Annotated in this window: 18 protein-coding genes and 1 pseudogene; 12 read left to right on the forward strand and 7 right to left on the reverse strand. The window is 68.4% G+C overall.

Translation table 11 applies throughout. The features are described from left to right. Positions 1-32 precede the first annotated feature (32 nt). Entirely contained in the window at positions 33-722 is a 690-nt protein-coding gene (locus tag AB0B25_RS07505) for a TVP38/TMEM64 family protein (protein WP_357176104.1), read from the forward strand. A 339-nt stretch (positions 723-1061) separates the two neighbouring features. Here the strand turns inward: AB0B25_RS07505 and AB0B25_RS07510 are convergent, their stop codons facing one another. The 7 genes and pseudogenes from AB0B25_RS07510 to AB0B25_RS07540 form a co-directional block, all read right to left on the reverse strand. After that, on the reverse strand, positions 1062-1433 hold the full coding sequence (locus tag AB0B25_RS07510) for a nuclear transport factor 2 family protein (RefSeq protein ID WP_357176106.1): 372 nt from the start codon (positions 1431-1433) through the stop codon (positions 1062-1064). A gap of 209 nt (positions 1434-1642) precedes the next feature. Next, positions 1643-1813 (reverse strand): annotated as a pseudogene (locus AB0B25_RS07515) (SAM-dependent methyltransferase); the annotation flags it as partial. A gap of 1 nt (position 1814) precedes the next feature. Next, a complete protein-coding gene (locus AB0B25_RS07520) occupies positions 1815-3536 on the reverse strand; it encodes an urease subunit alpha (protein ID WP_357176108.1) in 1722 nt (573 codons plus the stop codon). Positions 3537-3613: 77 nt separating this feature from the next. Beyond that, complete coding sequence (locus AB0B25_RS07525; RefSeq protein ID WP_357176110.1) at positions 3614-3925, reverse strand: urease subunit beta; 312 nt, start codon at positions 3923-3925, stop codon at positions 3614-3616. 55 nt (positions 3926-3980) lie between these two features. Beyond that, complete coding sequence (locus AB0B25_RS07530; RefSeq protein ID WP_357176112.1) at positions 3981-4283, reverse strand: urease subunit gamma; 303 nt, start codon at positions 4281-4283, stop codon at positions 3981-3983. Between the two features lie 79 nt (positions 4284-4362). Next, positions 4363-4752 carry a PaaI family thioesterase gene (locus tag AB0B25_RS07535; RefSeq protein WP_357176428.1) on the reverse strand — a complete coding sequence of 130 codons (390 nt, stop codon included), beginning with the start codon at positions 4750-4752 and terminating at the stop codon, positions 4363-4365. 262 nt (positions 4753-5014) lie between these two features. Beyond that, on the reverse strand, positions 5015-5716 hold the full coding sequence (locus AB0B25_RS07540; protein ID WP_357176114.1) for a hypothetical protein: 702 nt from the start codon (positions 5714-5716) through the stop codon (positions 5015-5017). 99 nt (positions 5717-5815) lie between these two features. On the opposite strand from AB0B25_RS07540, the gene AB0B25_RS07545 reads away from it, so the two are divergent. The 11 genes from AB0B25_RS07545 to AB0B25_RS07595 all read left to right on the forward strand — a co-directional run bounded on the left by AB0B25_RS07545 (position 5816) and on the right by AB0B25_RS07595 (position 18614). Continuing rightward, complete coding sequence (locus tag AB0B25_RS07545) at positions 5816-6862, forward strand: iron ABC transporter permease (protein WP_357176115.1); 1047 nt, start codon at positions 5816-5818, stop codon at positions 6860-6862. An 80-nt stretch (positions 6863-6942) separates the two neighbouring features. Continuing rightward, positions 6943-7956, forward strand: a complete 1014-nt coding sequence (locus AB0B25_RS07550) for an iron chelate uptake ABC transporter family permease subunit (RefSeq protein ID WP_357176430.1) — start codon at positions 6943-6945, stop codon at positions 7954-7956. Continuing rightward, positions 7953-8855, forward strand: coding sequence for an ABC transporter ATP-binding protein (locus tag AB0B25_RS07555; protein WP_357176117.1), 903 nt, complete (start codon positions 7953-7955; stop codon positions 8853-8855). Before AB0B25_RS07550 ends, AB0B25_RS07555 begins: the two co-directional genes overlap by 4 nt. Before the next feature lie 71 nt (positions 8856-8926). Next, positions 8927-9319: a BlaI/MecI/CopY family transcriptional regulator gene (locus AB0B25_RS07560; RefSeq protein ID WP_357176119.1), complete on the forward strand. Its 393-nt coding sequence runs from the start codon at positions 8927-8929 to the stop codon at positions 9317-9319. Between the two features lie 42 nt (positions 9320-9361). Then, positions 9362-10300 carry a M56 family metallopeptidase gene (locus AB0B25_RS07565; RefSeq protein WP_357176121.1) on the forward strand — a complete coding sequence of 313 codons (939 nt, stop codon included), beginning with the start codon at positions 9362-9364 and terminating at the stop codon, positions 10298-10300. A gap of 179 nt (positions 10301-10479) precedes the next feature. Next, positions 10480-12096, forward strand: coding sequence for a DEAD/DEAH box helicase (locus AB0B25_RS07570; protein ID WP_357176123.1), 1617 nt, complete (start codon positions 10480-10482; stop codon positions 12094-12096). A 3-nt stretch (positions 12097-12099) separates the two neighbouring features. Continuing rightward, positions 12100-12945, forward strand: a complete 846-nt coding sequence (locus AB0B25_RS07575) for a DMT family transporter (RefSeq protein ID WP_357176125.1) — start codon at positions 12100-12102, stop codon at positions 12943-12945. A 536-nt stretch (positions 12946-13481) separates the two neighbouring features. After that, positions 13482-14918 (forward strand): GuaB1 family IMP dehydrogenase-related protein, encoded by a 1437-nt coding sequence (locus AB0B25_RS07580; RefSeq protein WP_357176126.1) that lies wholly within the window; start codon positions 13482-13484, stop codon positions 14916-14918. Between the two features lie 241 nt (positions 14919-15159). Continuing rightward, entirely contained in the window at positions 15160-16542 is a 1383-nt protein-coding gene (locus tag AB0B25_RS07585; RefSeq protein WP_357176127.1) for a hemolysin family protein, read from the forward strand. Beyond that, the gene (locus AB0B25_RS07590) at positions 16535-17599 is read left to right on the forward strand and encodes a hemolysin family protein (RefSeq protein ID WP_357176129.1); all 1065 of its coding nucleotides are present in this window, start codon (positions 16535-16537) and stop codon (positions 17597-17599) included. Before AB0B25_RS07585 ends, AB0B25_RS07590 begins: the two co-directional genes overlap by 8 nt. A 49-nt stretch (positions 17600-17648) precedes the next feature. Next, positions 17649-18614, forward strand: coding sequence for a 3-methyladenine DNA glycosylase (locus AB0B25_RS07595; protein ID WP_357176131.1), 966 nt, complete (start codon positions 17649-17651; stop codon positions 18612-18614). Positions 18615-18617 lie beyond the last annotated feature (3 nt).

Below are 18617 nucleotides of genomic sequence, written 5' to 3' on the forward strand. Positions count from 1 at the left end.
GCCCGCCGCTACTACCCGGTAGCCTTTCCTGGGTGACCAGGCTGATCCGCGACCCGCGTGTCGTCGCGTTGCTTGTCGGCGCTGCCGCGTTGTTCGTCGCGGCGACGCTCGCTCCGCTCCCGAGTCCGCGCCAGATCCAGGAGTGGGCGACTTCCGTCGGTCCGGCCTTTCCCTTGCTGTTCTTCATCGTCCACGCGGTGGTCACAGTGGCGCCGATTCCGCGCACCGTGTTCACCGTCAGCGCGGGGCTGCTGTTCGGCCCGTTACTCGGCATCGCGCTCGCGGTGGGCGCCACCACCGTCAGCGCGGCACTGGCGATCCTGCTCATCCGAGCACTCGATCGCGATCAGGTCGCCTCCCGCCTCACCCATCCCGCCGTGCGTGCCGTCGATGACCGCCTGCGCCGCCGCGGCTGGCTGGCGGTCGGTTCACTACGGCTCATCGCCGCGGTGCCGTTCTCGGTGATCAACTACTGTTGCGGACTGTCCTCGATCCGGTTCTGGCCGTACATGACCGCCACACTGTTGGGCGTACTGCCCGGTACCATCGGCACGGTCATCCTCGGCGACGCGCTCACCGGGACGACGCATCCGGGCCTGCTGGTGTTCTCCGCCGCCTGCCTGGCGGTCGGCGTCGTCGGCCTGATCGTCGACACGCGGTGGAAGACGAGCACGCCCCCACCACCGATTCCGGCCGTCGCACCCGTCTCTGTTGCCGAGTAACTCGGCCGCGGCGCCCACGTTCACCGGCGGTCGGCTCGATCGGCACTGCGATCACATCCACCATGGCGCCGACGCGCGGCACGATCTCGGTCGCACCCGTATTCGTGACCGCCGCTAATAGATCGCGGCGGACTCTACAGGTCGCGGGATAATTCCCCGGATCCTCTCCCAGCAGGAGTCGGGACAGTCGTCGGGCGTGCCGATTCGCCGACCGTGTACGGCATGATCAACAGTCGCCGGGACAAAACGATCGCATTCGCATCCCGCGGGGCGGGGGCCGGGCCCGATGAGCCGGCCCCACGACGAGTGTCGGTGGACTCCCGCGCCCCCAGTCAGACGCTACGCGGGCGGCACCCGGTCCAGGAATCCGCGCACGCCCGTGATCCGGTCATCATCGGCGCCGAGGGTGATCACATCGGTGCCCGCGACCGGCGCGCTGCCATCGGCGCGCGAAACCAGCTCCCAGGAGAATCGAACGATGTCGTGGTGGCCGTCGACCACGCCGATCGGACGGAATTCGAAGCCGGCGAACTGCGTCTGCACTCCCCCGATCGCGGCCACAAGTTGGTCGTGACCGCTGACGTCCGCGAGCGGGTCGGTGTAGAAACCGTCCTCCGTCCACGCGGCGGCGACCGCCTTCGCCCTGATCTCATCGTCGGTGGCGTTCCACGCGGCGAAGTACCGGTCTACTGCCTGCTCGTATCGCGACATGTCGAAACCTCCTGTGCCCAAATACATTTCGTTATCCGTCCCGCATCTCCGGGCCGGCTGACTCCAACCATGCCGCAGTGCGTGCGCCCAGTCGATTACGCGCGAGGTAATGATCAGCCTGATCCGGGTCAGCGCAACCAGACCTGGCCACCGCCGATCTTCCGGCGTATCGGACGGCCGAGTCGGTGTTGAGGTCGGAGCCGGACGTACTTGGTTGCCGTGACGAGTCTCGTGGGAAACCAGCGGCGCCCCACCACGCGCCAGCCGAGGTTGTATCGCCGCACGTCGGTCGACCCGAGTTCGTGTCGGCGCGCGCAGTGTCGATTCGTGGCCCACAGATCAGCGATCGTCAGTCGACCGCCGGGTCGGAGCATACGGAGTTCAGAACAGAAAATAGCGCTGAGCCATCGGGAGTTCGGTGGCGGGTTGTTCTTGCCAGACCTCGCCGTCGATGCGGACGGTGAACGTGTCGGGGTCGACCTCGATCTGGGGCCTGGCGTCGTTGTGCGGCATGTCGGCTTTCGTGACGCGACGGACATTGCCCACGGGCACGAGTTTTCGCTGGACGCGCAGACGATCGGCGAGCCCGTCGTCGATCGCCTGCTCGGAAACGAAGTGCAGCGACGTGGCGGCCGCGCTTGTCGGGGCAGCGCCGAACATGGGACGCGGCAGTACCGGTTGTGGTGTCGGAATGGAGGCGTTGGCATCGCCCATCGCGGCCCAGGCGATCGCACCGCCCTTGAGCACGGCATGGGGACGAACGCCGAAGGACGCGGGCTCCCACAGCACCAGATCAGCCAGCTTGCCGACTTCGACCGAGCCGATCTCGTGGTCGAGGCCGTGCGCGACAGCCGGGCAGATGGTGTATTTCGCGATGTAACGCTGTACGCGCGCGTTGTCCGCGGCGCCGTCGCCGGGCAACGCGCCGCGGCGCCGCTTCATCACATGCGCGGTCTGCCAAGTGCGCAGCACGACCTCCCCGATCCGCCCCATGGCCTGCGAGTCGCTACCGATCATCGAGATGGCGCCGAGATCGTGCAGCAGGTCCTCTGCGGCGATGGTGGACGGGCGGATGCGGCTCTCGGCGAATGCGAGATCCTCGGGGATGGCGGCGCTGAGATGATGGCAGACCATGAGCATGTCCAGGTGCTCGTCCAACGTGTTGATTGTGTGCGGGCGCGTCGGATTCGTCGAGCTGGGCAGCACGTTGAGATGGGAAGCGACGGTGATGATGTCGGGCGCGTGCCCGCCGCCCGCGCCCTCGGTGTGATACGCGTGGATGCCACGGCCCGCGATCGCCGCGAGAGTGTCCTCGACGAAACCGGCTTCGTTCAGTGTGTCCGAGTGCAACGCCACCTGCACCCCCGCGGCGTCGGCCACCGTGAGGCAGGTGTCGATCGCGGCGGGCGTCGAACCCCAGTCTTCGTGCAGCTTGAATCCCGATGCGCCGCCGCGCAATTGCTCCCACATCGCCTCGACACTGACGGTATTGCCCTTGCCGAGCAGCACGATGTTCATCGGCCAGCCGTCGGTCGCTTCCAGCATCCGCGCCAGGTGCCAGGCGCCGGGCGTCACCGTGGTCGCCTTGCTACCCTCGGCGGGACCGGTCCCGCCGCCGATCAGCGTGGTGATGCCGCCACCGAGCGCCTCGTCCATCAACTGCGGGCAGATGAAGTGCACGTGACAGTCGATCGCGCCCGCGGTGAGAATGCGGCCATTGCCCGCGATGATCTCGGTGGACGGGCCGACGACCAGGTCCGCGTGTACCCCGCTCATGGTGTCGGGATTGCCGGCCTTCCCGATCGCGCGAATTCGGCCGTCCCGAATGCCGACGTCCGCCTTGATGATTCCCCAATGGTCGATGATCACCACACCGGTGATCACGGTATCGGGGGCGCCCTCGGCGCGGGTCGCGCGAGCCTGCCCCATGGACTCGCGGAGCACCTTGCCACCGCCGAACACGGCCTCGTCGCCGGCACGCCCCGGTCCCCCGCTGCGGTCCTCGGTGATCTCGATCAGCAGATCGGTATCCGCCAACCTGATCCGGTCACCGGTCGTCGGACCGAACAGTTCGGCGTACCGGGCCCGACTCAGCTCACTCATCGCGTCCTCCGTTTCGAACCGCGTACCGCGTTCTGCGAACTCCTGAGCGCCGCATCGAATCGGGCGACATCCACGTACTAGTCATCGAGCCGGCCTGGCGGGGTCAGGGTGAGCCCATGGACCTCGCGGGCGCCGCCGAGCGGCACCAACCGCACGCGCTGCGAGAGACCGGGTTCGAAGCGCACCGCGGTCCCGGCCGGAATGTCGAGGCGGCGGCCGTGCGCGGCATCCCGGTCGAAGTACAAGGCCGGGTTCGCCTGTGGGAAGTGCACGTGACTGCCGACCTGCACCGGCCGATCGCCGGTATTGACCACGTCGAGCTCGATTCGGTCCGCGCCGGAGTTCAGTTCGATCGTGCCCTCGGCGCACAGGTACTCACCCGGAATCATTCCGCGCCTCGTTCTACCCCGGCAAACTCTTCACGCGGGTATCGCATGCGGCCCCCTACCCGATCGGGTTGTGCACGGTGACGAGCTTGGTGCCGTCCGGGAAAGTCGCCTCGACCTGGACGTCGTGGATCATCTCCGGCACGCCCTCCATCACGTCGTCGCGGGTCAGCACCGTCCGCCCGGACGACATCAACTCGGCGACGGTGCGCCCGTCCCGCGCACCCTCGAGCACGTGGTCGGTGATCAGCGCGACCGCCTCCGGATGGTTCAACACGAGTCCGCGCGCCCTACGCCGCCGGGCCAGCTCGGCGGCGTAGCTCAGCAGCAGGCGTTCCTGTTCGTGCGGCGACAGGCGCATCCGGACTCCTCACCGGGTCACAGTGACTGGATGACGGTCATTCTGGCACGCCCGTTCCACCGCGGCCGGACGAGCGCGGTCAGGACCGATGCGGCAAGTTCTGTAGCCGCACCTGGCCGCGCGCCACGACGCGGTCCTGCTCGTCGGTGATGACGACTTGCCACAGCTGCTGGAGCCCGCCTCGATGCACTGGCGTCGCCGTACCGGACAGTGTGCCCTCGCGGACCGCGCGAAGGAAGTCGGTGTTGTTGTTCACACCGACGACCGTGCCTTGGTCGCCGAACCAGATTCCGCCCCCGACGCTGGCCAGCGTCTCGATGACGGTGCAATACACACCACCGTTCTGGATACCGGCCGGCTGGTACAGGTGCGGCTTGACGACCCACTCGCCACGTACGCGGTCGGCGGTCAGCTCGGTGTAGCGCAGGCCGATCAGGTCGGCGAAGGTGCCTTCGCTGTAGTTGTTCATCTGCTCGGGCGTGACATTCGCCAGCGAGCCGATCGCTTGGGTCTCCTGCTGCGTCATTCATTCACTGTCGCACAGCGTCGACAACCGGTCGCCGCAGGATCACCCGATCGGGCGTCCCGCGGGTCGATGTGTCGGGAAGAAACAGAGCGACGGGCCCCACCGGTGTGGAGCCCGTCGCGGCACGGGATCAGGGGTCGCCGCAGCCCTCGGGACTCTCGCACGATCCGTACGCCGCCTACGAGTGTAGGTCAGGCTTACCTAACTAAGCAACCCGGACTGCGGGACGCACCGGCAGTCCACGATCGCTCAGCGCCGCCAGCAGCCCCTGACCACGCCGCGCCCCGAGGGTTGCGTCGGTTCGCGCCAGAGCGGGCACGTAGGTCGAAGCGCCGGCGATGGACTCACCGACCAGCGACCAGAATCGGCGCGGACTCAGCCCGGAGCAGTGGGCCATGCTCGCCTGAATGAGCGCCAGCGCTGGCTCGCACCGATGCGCGAGCCACACGTACATCGCCTCCTCGCACGGCAGTGCGACCACGCCAGGCCCACCCGCGAGGCGATCACCGTCCAATACCCGAATCGTGGTGTCCACCAAGCCCGCCCAGTCGATCCCGCCATCGTTGTCGGTGTGGATCCAGAGATTCTCCACGCCGGGGTCCCATGCGCGCCCCGCCACGATGAGCAGCGCGCTCACCCTGCCGATGACTGCGTGGATCAGCGCTGTCGCAACGACTTCCGCCGCGATGTCGGCACGAATAATCTCCGCAGCATGGCGCTGGTACATGAGTTCGATCCGCCCCTCGCGCGCACCGCCCGATAGTGGCCACCACCGCCGCTTTCCCTGCTCGACCATCGCCGCCACGGCATATACCCGCGGATGCTCCGGCCGCAGGGCGCGGAGCTTCGTGCAGGCATGCCCGAACGCCGCCTGAGATCGGCGCGGCGTGATGCTGAGTTCGGTCATCGAACCTCCTCGAGGGTTGGCTCCGTCGTACCGAAAGATAGGTTAGGCTTACCAGACCTAGCAAGGGTCAGATTGTCGAGTCAGGAGTAGTTCGCCGCCGTGACACCCCTCGACACCGTGCGCCGACGGCGACTGACCGGACTGCTTCTTCTCACCACGCTGCTAGGGCTGGCGATCGTGGCGGGCGTCACGGTCGGCGCCCGATCGCTCGCACCGGGCACTGTTTACGACGCCGTGCACCACGCGCTCGCCTGCCCCGGCGGGCCCTTTTCCTGCGCGGCCGACTCCACCGAGGAACAAATCGTGCGGGGACTGCGCCTCCCCCGCACCGCGCTTGCGCTGGTCTGCGGGCTGGCCCTGGGCATCGCCGGCGCGCTCATCCAGGGCTACACCCGAAACCCGCTGGCCGACGCCGGACTGCTCGGCCTCAATGCGGGTGCGGCCTTCCTTGCAGCGCTGAGTGTGTATCTGTTCGCGTTCAGCGCGCCCGAGCAATACATCTGGTTCGCGTTCGCCGGGGCATTGATCGCCGGGCTGGTGGTGTTCGGGATCTCGGCCGTCGGGGGCGGAAAAGCGAGCCCACTGAGTCTCGTGCTCGCCGGCGCAGCGGTGACCGCGTTCCTGCAGGCGATGACGAACGCCGTCATCCTGCTCGACGCGTCGGCCCTGGATACCTACCGCTTCTGGGTGGTCGGCACCGTGGCTGGTCGCGATGCCGAGGTGTTCTGGCAGGTGCTTCCCTTTCTGGCGGTCGGCACACTGCTCAGCGTGGTGGCATCGCCGGGCCTGAATCTGCTGAGCCTCGGCGAGGAGGTCGCGCGGGGTCTCGGTGTGCACGTCGGTCGCAGCCGGGCACTGGGATTGGCGGCCGTCGTGCTGTTGTCGGGAGCCGCGACGGCGGCGGTCGGACCGATCGCGTTCCTCGGCCTTGCCGTCCCGCATCTCGCCCGGGTGCTCACCGGGCCGGACTATCGCCGGCTGATTCCCTACTCCGGCTTGCTCGGCGCGTTGCTGCTGGTGGTGGCCGACATCCTCGGCCGCGTAGTGGCCCGACCCGGCGAGCTACAGGTCGGGGTGATACTCGCCGCGCTCGGCGCGCCGTTCTTCCTCGCGTTCGTCCGTCGCAGGAAGTTGGTGGGCCTGTGAGGATTTCGCCGCAGATCACAGCAAGCGCCACCCGGCCCGCACTGCGCGTCGGGCCGGTCTCGACGGTACTGCGCCCGCGGATGGCGCTGGTCGTCGCGGCGCTGGCGGTGGTGGCCCTCGTCCTGTTCTGCCTCGACATCGCCGTTGGCGAATCACACATCCCGCTCGGGCGCGTGCTCGACGTGCTGACCGGGGGCGGCACCCGCGCACAGCGGTTCATCGTGCTCGAATCCCGGCTGCCACGGGCGCTCACCGCGCTCGTGGTGGGGATCGCACTCGGCCTCGCGGGCGCCATCACCCAGTCGATTCTGCACAACCCACTGGCCGCCCCGGACATGCTCGGCATCACCTCCGGCGCGAGCCTCGGCGCGGTCACCGTCCTGGTCGGCACCGGCGGCACGGGCACCGGACTGGCGGCCACGGTCGGTGCGCCACTTGCCGCGCTGGTCGGCGGGCTACTCACCGCGGTGGCCATCTATCTGCTCGCCTGGGGACGCAGCGCCACCGGTGAGCGCGGTATTACCGGACTGCGGCTGGTGCTGATCGGCGTCGGCATCAACGCACTGCTGACCTCCGGCATCAGCTGGCTGCTCACCCGCGCCAGCCTTGCGGACGCACAACGCGCTCAGTTATGGCTGAGCGGATCACTCAACGCGGCCGACCGAGCGCATCTGGCGCCCGCCGCAATCGCCACCACCGTGCTGGCGCTCGTCGCGCTGGGATCGGCCCGCACCCTCGCCGCGCTGCGCCTCGGCGCGGAGACGACCCGTGCGCTCGGCGTGCGAATCCAGACCCAGCAGGCGATCCTGATCGGGGCGGCCGTGGTCGGCGCCTCGATAGCGACCGCCGCCGTCGGGCCGGTCGGCTTCGTCGCCCTCGCTGGGCCGCAGATCGCGCGCAGAGTACTGCGCACACCGGGCGAACCGCTGATCGGCTCAGCGCTGATCGGTGCCATCCTGGTCGTCGGCGCGGATGTCGCGTCGCGCACGGTGTTTCCGGTCGATCTGCCGGTCGGCGTCGTCACTGCGGCGTTCGGCGGCCCGTTCTTGCTGTACCTGCTCGTGCGGATCAATCGGAAGGCGACAGTGCGATGACGGCCGCAGACCTCAGCACGACGGATGCCGTGGGCGATCCGACGTACGCCTACGCGCATCGCCTCCGCGCGGACGGCGTCACCCTGGGCTACGGCGATGCAGTCGTCGTCGACGGTCTGAATCTGGATATCGCCCCCGGAGTGATCACAACGGTGATCGGGCCGAACGGCTGTGGCAAGTCCACGCTGCTGCGCTCGCTGGGGCGGCTACTGCGCCCACGTGCGGGCCGAGTTCTGTTGGACGGCAAGGCAATTTCCACGATGACCACCAAAGCCGTGGCTCGCATCATCGGCGTGCTTCCGCAGTCACCGGTCGCGCCGGAAGGACTCACCGTCGCCGATCTCGTCGCGCGCGGTCGCCATCCACACCAGTCCTGGTTCCGCCAGTGGTCGGCCACCGACGAAGCCGAAGTGCTGACCGCGCTGGAGCAGACCGGGATCGCCGATCTGGCCGACCGCGCACTCGATGAACTATCCGGCGGACAGCGCCAACGTGCCTGGATCTCGATGGCACTCGCCCAGGGCACCGACATCCTGCTGCTCGACGAGCCGACCACCTACCTCGATCTGGCGCATTCGATCGAGGTGCTCGATCTCGTCGACCGGCTCCACGATGACCTCGGCCGCACCATCGTCATGGTGCTACACGACCTCAACCTCGCGATCCGCTACAGCGACCAACTCATCGTCATGCGCGCTGGGCGCATCGTCGCCAGTGGCGCCCCGGCCGACGTGGTCTCGGTAGAGCTGCTGCGGGAGGTGTTCGACCTGGAGGCCGCAGTGCTCGAGGACCCGGTCTCGGGCAGGCCGATGATCGTGCCGATCGGCGCCCGACATGTCCGCGGCACGGTGGGCGGGCCGGCTGTCTCCGGGCCGGAAACCGCTCCCTATGACAAATGACACACCAGCTATTACATAGTTACGACACCCTGTAGTACGCATCACCGTCGTTGAGTACCTAAAATTGTGGAATGGCAGGTCTTGGTGAACTCGAGAAAGCGGTCATGGACCAGTTGTGGTCGGCCGACGAACCACAAACGGTTCGGCAGGTGCACGAGGCGCTCGCCGCACGCCGGGAGCTCGCCTACACCACGGTGATGACCGTGCTGCAGCGCCTGGCGAAGAAGAACCTCGTGGTCCAGCGGCGCGACGACCGCGCGCACCGCTATGCGCCCGTGCACACGCGCGACGAACTGGTGGCCAGTCTGATGGTCGACGCGTTGCAACAGGCCGACGCGGCGGGCAGTCGCGCCGCAGCGCTTGTGCACTTCGTGGAACAGGTCGGGAGAGATGAGGCTGCCGCACTACGGGAGGCACTCGCTAAGCTCGAAGCAACCGAGGATCCGGCACCGCCGCCGGAGTAAACTCCTCGACGTTCTGGCCCCACAACGCAGTGAGCTGAGTCGATGAACGCAACAGCGCCGGTCTTCGCCGGACTCGCATTGCTTCTCGCGGGACCTGCCCCGGCTTTGCTCAGCCGAGCAACCTGGACTTACCGGACACCTCGTGCCGCACTGGTGCTCTGGCAGGCCATTGCGCTCGCCGCCGTGCTCAGCGCGTTCGGGTCGGGACTCGCCATTGCGTCCGAGCTGCTCGTACCCGGCCCGGACGGACATCCGACCACCGCACCGACCCGCGAGATCGACGCGCTCGGCGTGCCGCTGTGGCTGGCTTATGTGTCCGTCTTCGCGCTCACGCTGTTGGTCGGCGCCCGACTGATCTACGCGATAGTCCGGGTCGGCGTGCACACTCGCAGGCGGCGTGCCCGGCACCGCATGCTCGTCGACCTGCTCGACCAGGGCGGTCCGCACCGCCGCGCCGCCGACATCCGGGTGCTGGCGGCTACCGAGCCGATCGCGTACTGCCTACCCGGCCTGCGCCAGCGGGTGGTGCTCAGCGAGGGCACGCTGACCAATCTGGCGGATGCCGAGGTCACCGCCATCGTGAGTCACGAGCGGTCGCACCTGCGGGCGAGGCACGATCTGGTGCTGGAGGCTTTCACCGCAGTGCACGAGGCGTTCCCGAGAGTGGTGCGCAGCAAGGCGGCACTCGGCTCGGTGAAACTGCTGATCGAACTGCTCGCCGACGATTCCGCAGTCAAAGTCACCGGACCGAAACCGCTCGCCCGCGCCCTGATCGCGTGCGCGAAATCCACCGCACCGCAAGGCGCGCTCGCCGCGGGTGGTCCGACCACACTGATCCGCATCCAGCGACTCAACGATCGGATCGGCGACGTGCGTATCGCCACAGCCGCCTACCTCGGTTCCGCCGCCATCCTCGTGGTGCCGACGCAGGCCGTGGCCGTACCCTGGCTGGTCGAACTCAGTCGGCTGTTCCACGGCTGATCCGCCAGGCCGTATCCTGGACTCTCGGCCCGGTCTCCGATCGGCCGCGCCAGCTCCTCACGCGGCATGCGATCACTCGCGCCGCAGCGCGCGATGAACCGCATCGTGCACCGCTCTCGAACCCACCGAACAGCGCGTTCGCGTCGAACGCGCTGTGCGACGAAAGGCATACATCCCTCGTGACCCCCTCGACATCCGTCGCCGCGGCGCCCACCGTGACCTTCGCGGAACTGGGCCTGCCCGCCGTGCTCGTGCAGGCACTGCGGCGCGACGGCATCGAGACGCCGTTCCCGATCCAGGCCGCCACGGTGCCGGACGCCTTGGCCGCCAAGGACGTACTCGGCCGGGGGCCGACCGGTTCCGGGAAGACCCTCGCCTTCGGCCTCCCGATGCTCACCCGCTTGGCCGGCTCACCCGCCAAACCCGGCAAGCCGCGCGGGCTCGTGCTGGTGCCGACCCGTGAGCTGGCAGCACAGATCGAACGGGCTCTCGACGAACCGGCGCGCGCGCTCGGCCTTCGGGTCGCCTCGGTGGTCGGCGGCGCGCCGATCAAGCGCCAGGCCGACCGACTCGCGCGCGGCGTCGACCTGCTCATCGCAACGCCGGGCCGGCTCGCCGATCTCATCATGCAGGGCTCCGCCGACCTGTCCGACGTATCGATCACCGCGCTGGACGAAGCCGACCACATGGCCGACATGGGCTTTCTGCCGCAAGTCACCAAGCTGCTCGACCGCACACCGAAACACGGTCAGCGACTGCTGTTCTCGGCCACACTCGACGGGGAGGTCGACAAGCTGGTCAAGCGTTACCTGCGCTCCCCGGTCACCCATTCCACCGCACCGCCCTCGGCCTCGGTCGCGACGATGTCGCACCACCTGCTGTACGTGCGCGACAAGGTGGCCAAGCGAGCCGTCGCCACCGAGATCGCTGCCCGCGACGGGCTGACCATCATGTTCGTTCGCACCAAGCACGGCGCCGATCGGCTGGCCAAGCAATTGCGGGGCGCAGGCGTCCCCGCGGGCGCACTGCACGGCGGCAAGGCACAGAACAACCGGACCCGCACGCTCGCGGCGTTCGCCGACGGGTCGGTGCCGGTCCTGGTCACCACCGATGTCGCCGCACGTGGCATCCACGTCGACGGAATCTCCCTCGTCGTGCACGTCGATCCGCCCGCCGAGCCGAAGGCCTACTTGCACCGGGCCGGGCGCACCGCCCGCGCGGGCGAGGACGGTGTGGTGGTCACACTCGTGATGACCGAGGAACGGCGCGACGTCGAGACGATGGCACGCAAGGCCGGGGTCGAGGTCGAGGGAGTCGAGGTGCGTCCGGGCGACCGCACGCTGATCGAGATCACCGGCGCGCGGCGCCCCTCCGGCGTTCCGATTGCGGCGACGCCCGCACCGGCGCCCGTCGCGAGCACGACGAAGTCTCCCCGCAGGAAGCCGGGGCGTCGGGGCGAGCAGGCCGCTTCCGGTAGCCGTGGCGCGGGCGCGGCAAACAAGTCGGGCGCACGACAGAGCTCGGGGGCATCTTCTGCCGATCGTATCGGCGGACTCGCCAAGGCCACGTCGGGCCGACGCGGCGGTGTCACACCGGCTGGAAACTCGGCGACGAGCAACTCCGCAGGACGGCATGCGGGCGCACCTGGGGCAACGCGGGTACGCAACTCCGGCAGTACGACGGAGTTCTCCAGCCGCGACGCGGGTTCCGGGTCCGGCGACACACCCGGGCGACCACGACGACGCGCCGTGCGAGCACAGCAGTCGCCGCGACATGGCAATCATGTAGCAAACTAATAGGTGTCGAATCACCCGATCGGGGCCGTCGCCTGCGCAGTGCTCGCGGCGTTGCTGTTCGCTGTCGCGGCGGTCACCCAGCAACGGGCGGCCGCGGCGGTACCGGAGGGGGAATCCCTCGTCCGATCGCTGGCGCGTAACCCGCGCTGGTTGGCGGGCATCGTCGGCGACGCGGGCGGATACGCGATGCAGGTCGCCGCGCTCGCACTCGGTGCCGTGCTCCTTGTGCAGCCGATCCTGGTCAGTGCCCTGGTGTTCGCGCTGCCCCTGGCAGCGCGACTCAATAATCGCCGCATTACGCCCCGCACCTGGCTCACCGCGCTGATCTTGACCGCAGCGCTGGCATGTTTCCTGCTCGTCGGCGACCCGACCGAAGGCAATACCAGTGCACCCCTGCGCGAGTGGATCCTCCCGCTCGGATTCATGCTCGCCCTGATCGTCGGGGCTGTCGTGGGCGGCATCATCGCGGTGGACCCGGCACGCCGAGCGTTGTTGCTCGGCGCGGTCAGCGGCTCGCTGTACGGACTCGCCGCCGCCCTCACCTCTTATGTCACCGACCTGTTCGAGCACGGCCTCCTGCACGTACTCGGCAGCTGGCAGACCTGGGCGCTGATCGCGGCCGGCGTGACCGGCGTCTACCTTCAGCAGCGCGCCTTCCAGGCCGGACCGCTCGCCGCGTCCCTGCCCGCCGTGACGATCGCCGAGCCACTCGCCGCCGCCTTCCTCGGACTCACCGTGCTGGATGAACACTTTCGGACGAACACCCTCGGCCTCGTGGTCACCGGGCTGGCGGTGATCGTCATGTGCGCAACCACGATCGCGCTCTCCCGCTCGCAGGCCACCGCCTGACCGCGACGATCCGACGTGCGCACCGTGACATCGGTGCCGTACCGGGCGGCCGCCCAGCAGGGTCGTCAAGAGTAGTGACGCCTGCCGGCATCCGTGGCGGCGTCCTCCGAATCCTGCACAGCATCAGCCGGATTCTCCGAGATCTCACCGAATCCTGTTGTACCGAGCATCGACTCGACCGCGGCCGACCTGGGCGGCATCCCGTCGGACGCTCGCCGCGACACAGTGGCAACGCATCCGGTTGAGAACGTGATGAGAAATGTTTGAATGACCCCATCGACACCGCCGGGCCGGTACGGAAAACAGCTGCTCGTCACGCTGCCGTACGTACTCATGACCGACCCCGCAGCTGCTGTGCTCGCCCGCGCGCGCACGGGTCCGGGCTGGACCGTTCCCAGCGCCGATCGGGCCGCGAAGAAGTCGTGGGATCGTCGTCGGGGCACAGCGCTCGGAACTCGGGGCGGGCGAACCGTGTGGCAGGTGGCGTTGCCGGGAGAACGGCGCGGCGCGCACGGGTCCCCGTTATCATCGGTCAAGTGCACTTTCTCCCCGGTCACCAGCCGCCATACGACCTGACCTACGACGACATCTTCCTGGTCCCGAATCGGACGGATGTCGCGTCGCGCTTCGACGTCGACCTGTCGACAGCCGACGGGTCCGGCACCACGATCCCGATCGTCGTGGCGAACATGACCGCAGTAGCCGGGCGCCGGATGGCTGAGACCGTGGCACGTCGTGGCGGCATCGTGGTTCTCCCGCAGGATCTGCCGAACAGCGCGGCGGCCGACACCATCGCTTTTGTCAAAAGCCGCTCGCTGACCGCCGATACCCCGGTGACTCTCGCCCCCGACCGCTCGGTCTCCGAGGCGGTCGCCCTGATGCACAAGCGCGCGCACGGCGCCGTCGTCGTGGTCGACGCCGGGCGTCCGGCCGGCGTGGTCACCGAGGCTTCCTGCGCCGACGTCGACCGATTCGCCCGACTCCGCGAGGTCGCGGTCACCGATTTCGTGCGGGCCCCGGCCAGCGCCACCCCACGCGATCTGTTCGACCTGCTGCACACCGAGCACGCCGACTTCGCCGTGCTCACCGCCGAGGACGGCACCCTGGCCGGGGTGCTGACCCGCACCGGCGCCCTCCGCGCCGGCATCTACCAACCCGCCGTCGACGCCATGGGCAAGTTGCGCGTCGCGGCCGCGGTCGGCATCAACGGCGACGTCGCCGCCAAGGCCAAATCCCTCGTCGACGCGGGCGCCGATCTGCTCGTCATCGACACCGCACACGGTCACCAGGCCAAGATGCTCGAAACCCTTGCCGCCGTGCGCGATCTCGGTCTCGGCGTCCCGCTCGTGGCGGGCAATGTGGTATCCGCCGAGGGCACCAAGGACCTCGCCGAGGCGGGTGCCGACATCATCAAGGTCGGTGTCGGCCCCGGCGCCATGTGCACCACCCGCATGATGACCGGCGTCGGCCGTCCGCAGTTCTCCGCGGTGGCCGAGTGCGCCGCCGCCGCCAGGGAACTCGGCGTGCACATCTGGGCCGACGGCGGCGTGCGCCATCCTCGTGATGTGGCGCTCGCGCTCGCGGCGGGCGCGTCCAACGTGATGATCGGCTCGTGGTTCGCCGGCACCTACGAGTCGCCCGGCGACCTGCGGGTCGACCGCGATGGTAACGCGTACAAGGAAAGCTTCGGTATGGCGTCCAAGCGTGCCGTCGCCGCCCGCACCGCATCCGACAGCGAATTCGACCGCGCGCGCAAAGCGCTGTTCGAGGAGGGCATCTCCAGCTCGCGGATGCGGCTGGACCCGGAACGGCCCGGGGTGGAGGACCTCATCGACCACATCTGCTCGGGCGTACGCAGCGCGTGCACTTACGCGGGGGCGCGCAACCTCTCGGAATTCCACGACCGTGCCGTACTCGGCGTGCAGTCCGCGGCCGGATTCGCCGAAGGCCGTCCGCTACCCAGCGGTTGGTGAACCCGACACCCTGAAACAGCGGGCACCGGCCCACGCGACTCGACGCGTGGGCCGGTAACATAGTGGTTGCCGGTCACCGGCACCATGACTCATTTCCCGAAAGGATCCAGTTGTCACCCGCGTCCGAGGGCGCCGCACAGGAGGGCTCCTCTACCGAGCCGGGTGACAAACCCGGCGTCCCTCACTCCGCAGTCGTCCCCTTCCCCGGCTGGTACTCAGCACCGTTCGGGTGGTGCTGACGATGTCCGTCGCACTCAATGCGCTCAGCCTGATCGGGTTCGTCGCGCTGACGGTCGGCACCGCGCTGTTCGTCGCCGCAGAGTTCTCTCTCACCGCACTGGAACGCAGCACCGTCGAGGCGCATGCTCGCACCGGCGACGTGCAAGCGAGGATGGTCCGCAAGGCGCATCGCACGCTGTCGTTCCAGCTGTCCGGCGCGCAGCTCGGCATCACCATCACCACGCTGATCACCGGTTACATCGCCGAGCCGGTGCTGGCCAGGCTGTTGAATCCGGTATTCACCGGGATCGGACTGAGTGACGCCGCCGCGCACGGCGTCGCACTGACGCTCGCCCTGGTGCTGGCCACCTCGCTGTCGATGATCTACGGCGAGCTCGTGCCGAAGAACATCGCCATCGCCAAGCCACTCGCCACCGCCCGCGCCACAGCCGGTCCGATGATCGGGTTCTCGGTAGCGTTCAAGTGGATGATCCATTTCCTGAATGGCACCGCGAACTGGGTCGTCCGCAGGTTCGGCGTCGAGCCGGCCGAAGAGTTGCGCTCGGCGCGGTCCCCCCAGGAGCTCGGTTCGCTGGTGCGTACATCCGCACTGCGCGGGGCGCTCGACCAGCGCACCGCACAGGTGATGGATCGCTCGTTGCAGTTCGGCGAGCGCAGCGCCGAGGAACTGATGACGCCACGGGTCAAGATCGAATCACTGGACAAATTCGACACCATCGCCGATCTCATCGATGCGACGAGCCGCACCGGCTACTCCCGTTTTCCCGTGATCGACGGCGATCTCGACAACACGTTGGGTTTCGTGCACGTCAAACAGGCATTCACGCACCCGGCAAATGGGCGCCGCAGCACTCCCCTGCAGGTACTCGCCCGCCCGGTGCCCATCGTGCCTGCGAGCCTGGACGGCGACGAGGTGCTCGAACGCATCCGTGCCGATGGTATGCAGGTCGCGCTCGTCGTCGACGAATACGGCGGTACCGCGGGCCTGGTCACCATGGAGGACATCATCGAGGAAATCCTCGGCGACGTGCGTGACGAGCACGATGAAGAGGAGCGCGATGTGCGGCGCGTGTCCGACGGCTGGGACTGTTCGGGCCTGCTGCGCATCGACGAGGTCTCCCGAGCCACCGGATACGACGCCCCCGAGGGCGAGTACGAGACCCTGGGCGGCCTCGTGCTGACCAGGCTGGGCCGGATCCCGGTGGCGGGCGACGAAGTCGTGCTGCCGAATCCTCGCTCGCAACAGTGGTCGACCGGGGAGCACCCCGGCGCCGGCGGCTGGATCGCCCGCGTCGAACGAATGGACGGGCGACGCATCGACCGGGTGCGCTTGATCCCGGTCGCCGCCGACGCCCTCGTCACCAAGGAGCACAGCCATGGGTGACCTGTTCGGCGTACTACTCACCGCCGTGCTGCTCGGCGGCAATGCCTTCTTCGTCGCCGCCGAGTTCGCGCTCATCTCCGCTCGCAGGGACCGATTGGAAGCGCTTGCGGCACAAGGTAAACGCAACGCGAACACGGTGATCCGGGCGGGCGAGAACCTCTCGATGATGCTCGCGGCGGCGCAGCTGGGCATCACGATCTGTTCGATCCTGCTCGGCCGCGTCGGTGAGCCCGCCGTCGCGCATCTGCTCGAGGGTCCGTTCGAGTTGCTCGGCCTGCCCGAGCAGCTGTTGCATCCGTTGGCGTTCGCTCTCGCGCTGACCATCGTGGTCATCCTGCACATCCTGTTCGGCGAGATGATCCCGAAGAACATCGCGCTGGCCGGGCCGGAGCGCAGTGCACTGCTGCTCGTTCCCGCGCATTTGATGTGGCTACGACTGGCCCGTCCGCTCATCGCGCTCTACAACCTCGCCGCCAACCTCTCGCTGCGGCTGCTGCGCGTCGAGCCGAAGGACGAACTCGAAGCCACCGTCTCCTCGGTCGAGTTGGCCGAGATGATCGGCGAGTCACGCTCGGAAGGACTGCTCGACGAGGAGGAACATCGCCGTCTCACCCAGGCGCTGGACACCAGCAACCGCGTGGTCGCCGACGTGATGGTGCCGCTCGACGCGACGTGGTCGGTGCCGTTGCGCGGAAGCGGGACCACGCTCGGCGACATCGAATCCGCCGTCGCCGAGACCGGGTTCTCCCGATATCCGGTGCGGGCGAGCGACGGCTCGCTGGTCGGCTACCTGCACGTGAAGGACGTGCTCGACAAGGTCGCCGACGAGAGCGCGGGGCCTGCGACGCCGATCCCGCGCACCGACATCCGGCCGCTGCCCACCGTCGGCATGGGGACAACGCTCTACGAGGCGCTGGCCCGGTTGCGTCGCACCAACAGCCACCTCGGCCGGGTGGTCGACGAACGAGGCAATACCACCGGCGTCGTCGCCATGGAGGACCTGGTGGAGGAGTTCGTCGGCACCGTCCGCGACGGTACGCATCGGGTGATCGAATGAGGGCTGCGCGTCGCGCACGGGAGCCCCGCCGTAGCGACCGGGTGCGGACATGACGGTGCGAGCGCTGCCCGCCGCACTGTGGCGAGCGACCGCCGCGGAGCACCGAGTCCGGCTCGACAAGCTGGTCGGACCGTATCTCGAGCGGCGGGCACAGGGTTTGTCGCATCCGGTGATCGACTTCTTGTTCACCTACTACGGTCACAAGCCCACTCAGTTGCGCCGCTGGCACCCGGGCTATGGCGTCGCGCTGGCAGACGCCGCCGAGTACGCCGGCACCCGGGGGTACCACCGGGTGACAGCGGTGTGCGCTACCGAAAGCGACGGATGCGCTTCGTCCGTCGACGGCTTCTACTCCGACGGAGCCGTCTTCACGGCCGACCCGAGCCACTTGGCCGCGCGGCGGGACACCCTCGCGTTCATCGCGAACCTCCTGCGCGCCACCGCGTCCCGTCCCGCACAGCTGTCCTGTTTCGGGCTGCACGAGTGGGCGATGGTCCATCGTACCGACGACATCCGCCACCAGAAGGTCCCGTTACGGCTGGGTCGAGCAGGCACCGACGCCGTGGTCGAGTCGATGTCGTTGCGCTGCACGCATTTCGACGCCTACCGCTTCTTCACCCCGGAGGCGGTCGGCCGGAACGCCGAGCCGCTGACCCGAGCCGACCAGGTCGACCACGAACAGCCGGGATGCCTGCACACGAACATGGACTTGTACAAGTGGGGCTTCAAACTGATCCCCCTGATCTCCTCGGAACTGCTGCTGGACTGTTTCGAACTGGCCTGCGACGCCCGCGAACTCGATATGCGCGCCAGCCCCTACGATCTCTCCGAATACGGCTACGAGCCGGTACGCATCGAGACCCCCGCAGGGCGCGCCGAGTACGTCCGTGCCCAAGCCGCACTGGCGGAACGCGCGGCGGACGTGCGCCGGAAATTCCTTGGTGTCTGTGACGAACTCCTGGCGCTGGAGCACGCCGGGCCCGACTCGCACCTTATGCGGACCGGGCGACAATAGACG

The organism is Nocardia sp. NPDC049190 (assembly GCF_040648115.1).
Classification (GTDB): Bacteria; Actinomycetota; Actinomycetes; order Mycobacteriales; family Mycobacteriaceae; genus Nocardia.

What these genes read in the sequence shown, in the direction of transcription:
- AB0B25_RS07550 (WP_357176430.1), top strand. Translation starts at nt 6,943, where the DNA reads ATGGCGCTGGTCGTCGCGGCGCTGGCGGTGGTGGCCCTCGTCCTGTTC.
- AB0B25_RS07590 (WP_357176129.1), top strand. Translation starts at nt 16,535, where the DNA reads ATGGGTGACCTGTTCGGCGTACTACTCACCGCCGTGCTGCTCGGCGGC.
- AB0B25_RS07565 (WP_357176121.1), top strand. Translation starts at nt 9,362, where the DNA reads ATGAACGCAACAGCGCCGGTCTTCGCCGGACTCGCATTGCTTCTCGCG.
- AB0B25_RS07560 (WP_357176119.1), top strand. Translation starts at nt 8,927, where the DNA reads ATGGCAGGTCTTGGTGAACTCGAGAAAGCGGTCATGGACCAGTTGTGG.
- AB0B25_RS07530 (WP_357176112.1), bottom strand. Translation starts at nt 4,283, where the DNA reads ATGCGCCTGTCGCCGCACGAACAGGAACGCCTGCTGCTGAGCTACGCC.
- AB0B25_RS07535 (WP_357176428.1), bottom strand. Translation starts at nt 4,752, where the DNA reads ATGAACAACTACAGCGAAGGCACCTTCGCCGACCTGATCGGCCTGCGC.
- AB0B25_RS07585 (WP_357176127.1), top strand. Translation starts at nt 15,160, where the DNA reads ATGTCCGTCGCACTCAATGCGCTCAGCCTGATCGGGTTCGTCGCGCTG.
- AB0B25_RS07525 (WP_357176110.1), bottom strand. Translation starts at nt 3,925, where the DNA reads ATGATTCCGGGTGAGTACCTGTGCGCCGAGGGCACGATCGAACTGAAC.
- AB0B25_RS07510 (WP_357176106.1), bottom strand. Translation starts at nt 1,433, where the DNA reads ATGTCGCGATACGAGCAGGCAGTAGACCGGTACTTCGCCGCGTGGAAC.
- AB0B25_RS07555 (WP_357176117.1), top strand. Translation starts at nt 7,953, where the DNA reads ATGACGGCCGCAGACCTCAGCACGACGGATGCCGTGGGCGATCCGACG.
- AB0B25_RS07595 (WP_357176131.1), top strand. Translation starts at nt 17,649, where the DNA reads ATGACGGTGCGAGCGCTGCCCGCCGCACTGTGGCGAGCGACCGCCGCG.
- AB0B25_RS07520 (WP_357176108.1), bottom strand. Translation starts at nt 3,536, where the DNA reads ATGAGTGAGCTGAGTCGGGCCCGGTACGCCGAACTGTTCGGTCCGACG.
- AB0B25_RS07540 (WP_357176114.1), bottom strand. Translation starts at nt 5,716, where the DNA reads ATGACCGAACTCAGCATCACGCCGCGCCGATCTCAGGCGGCGTTCGGG.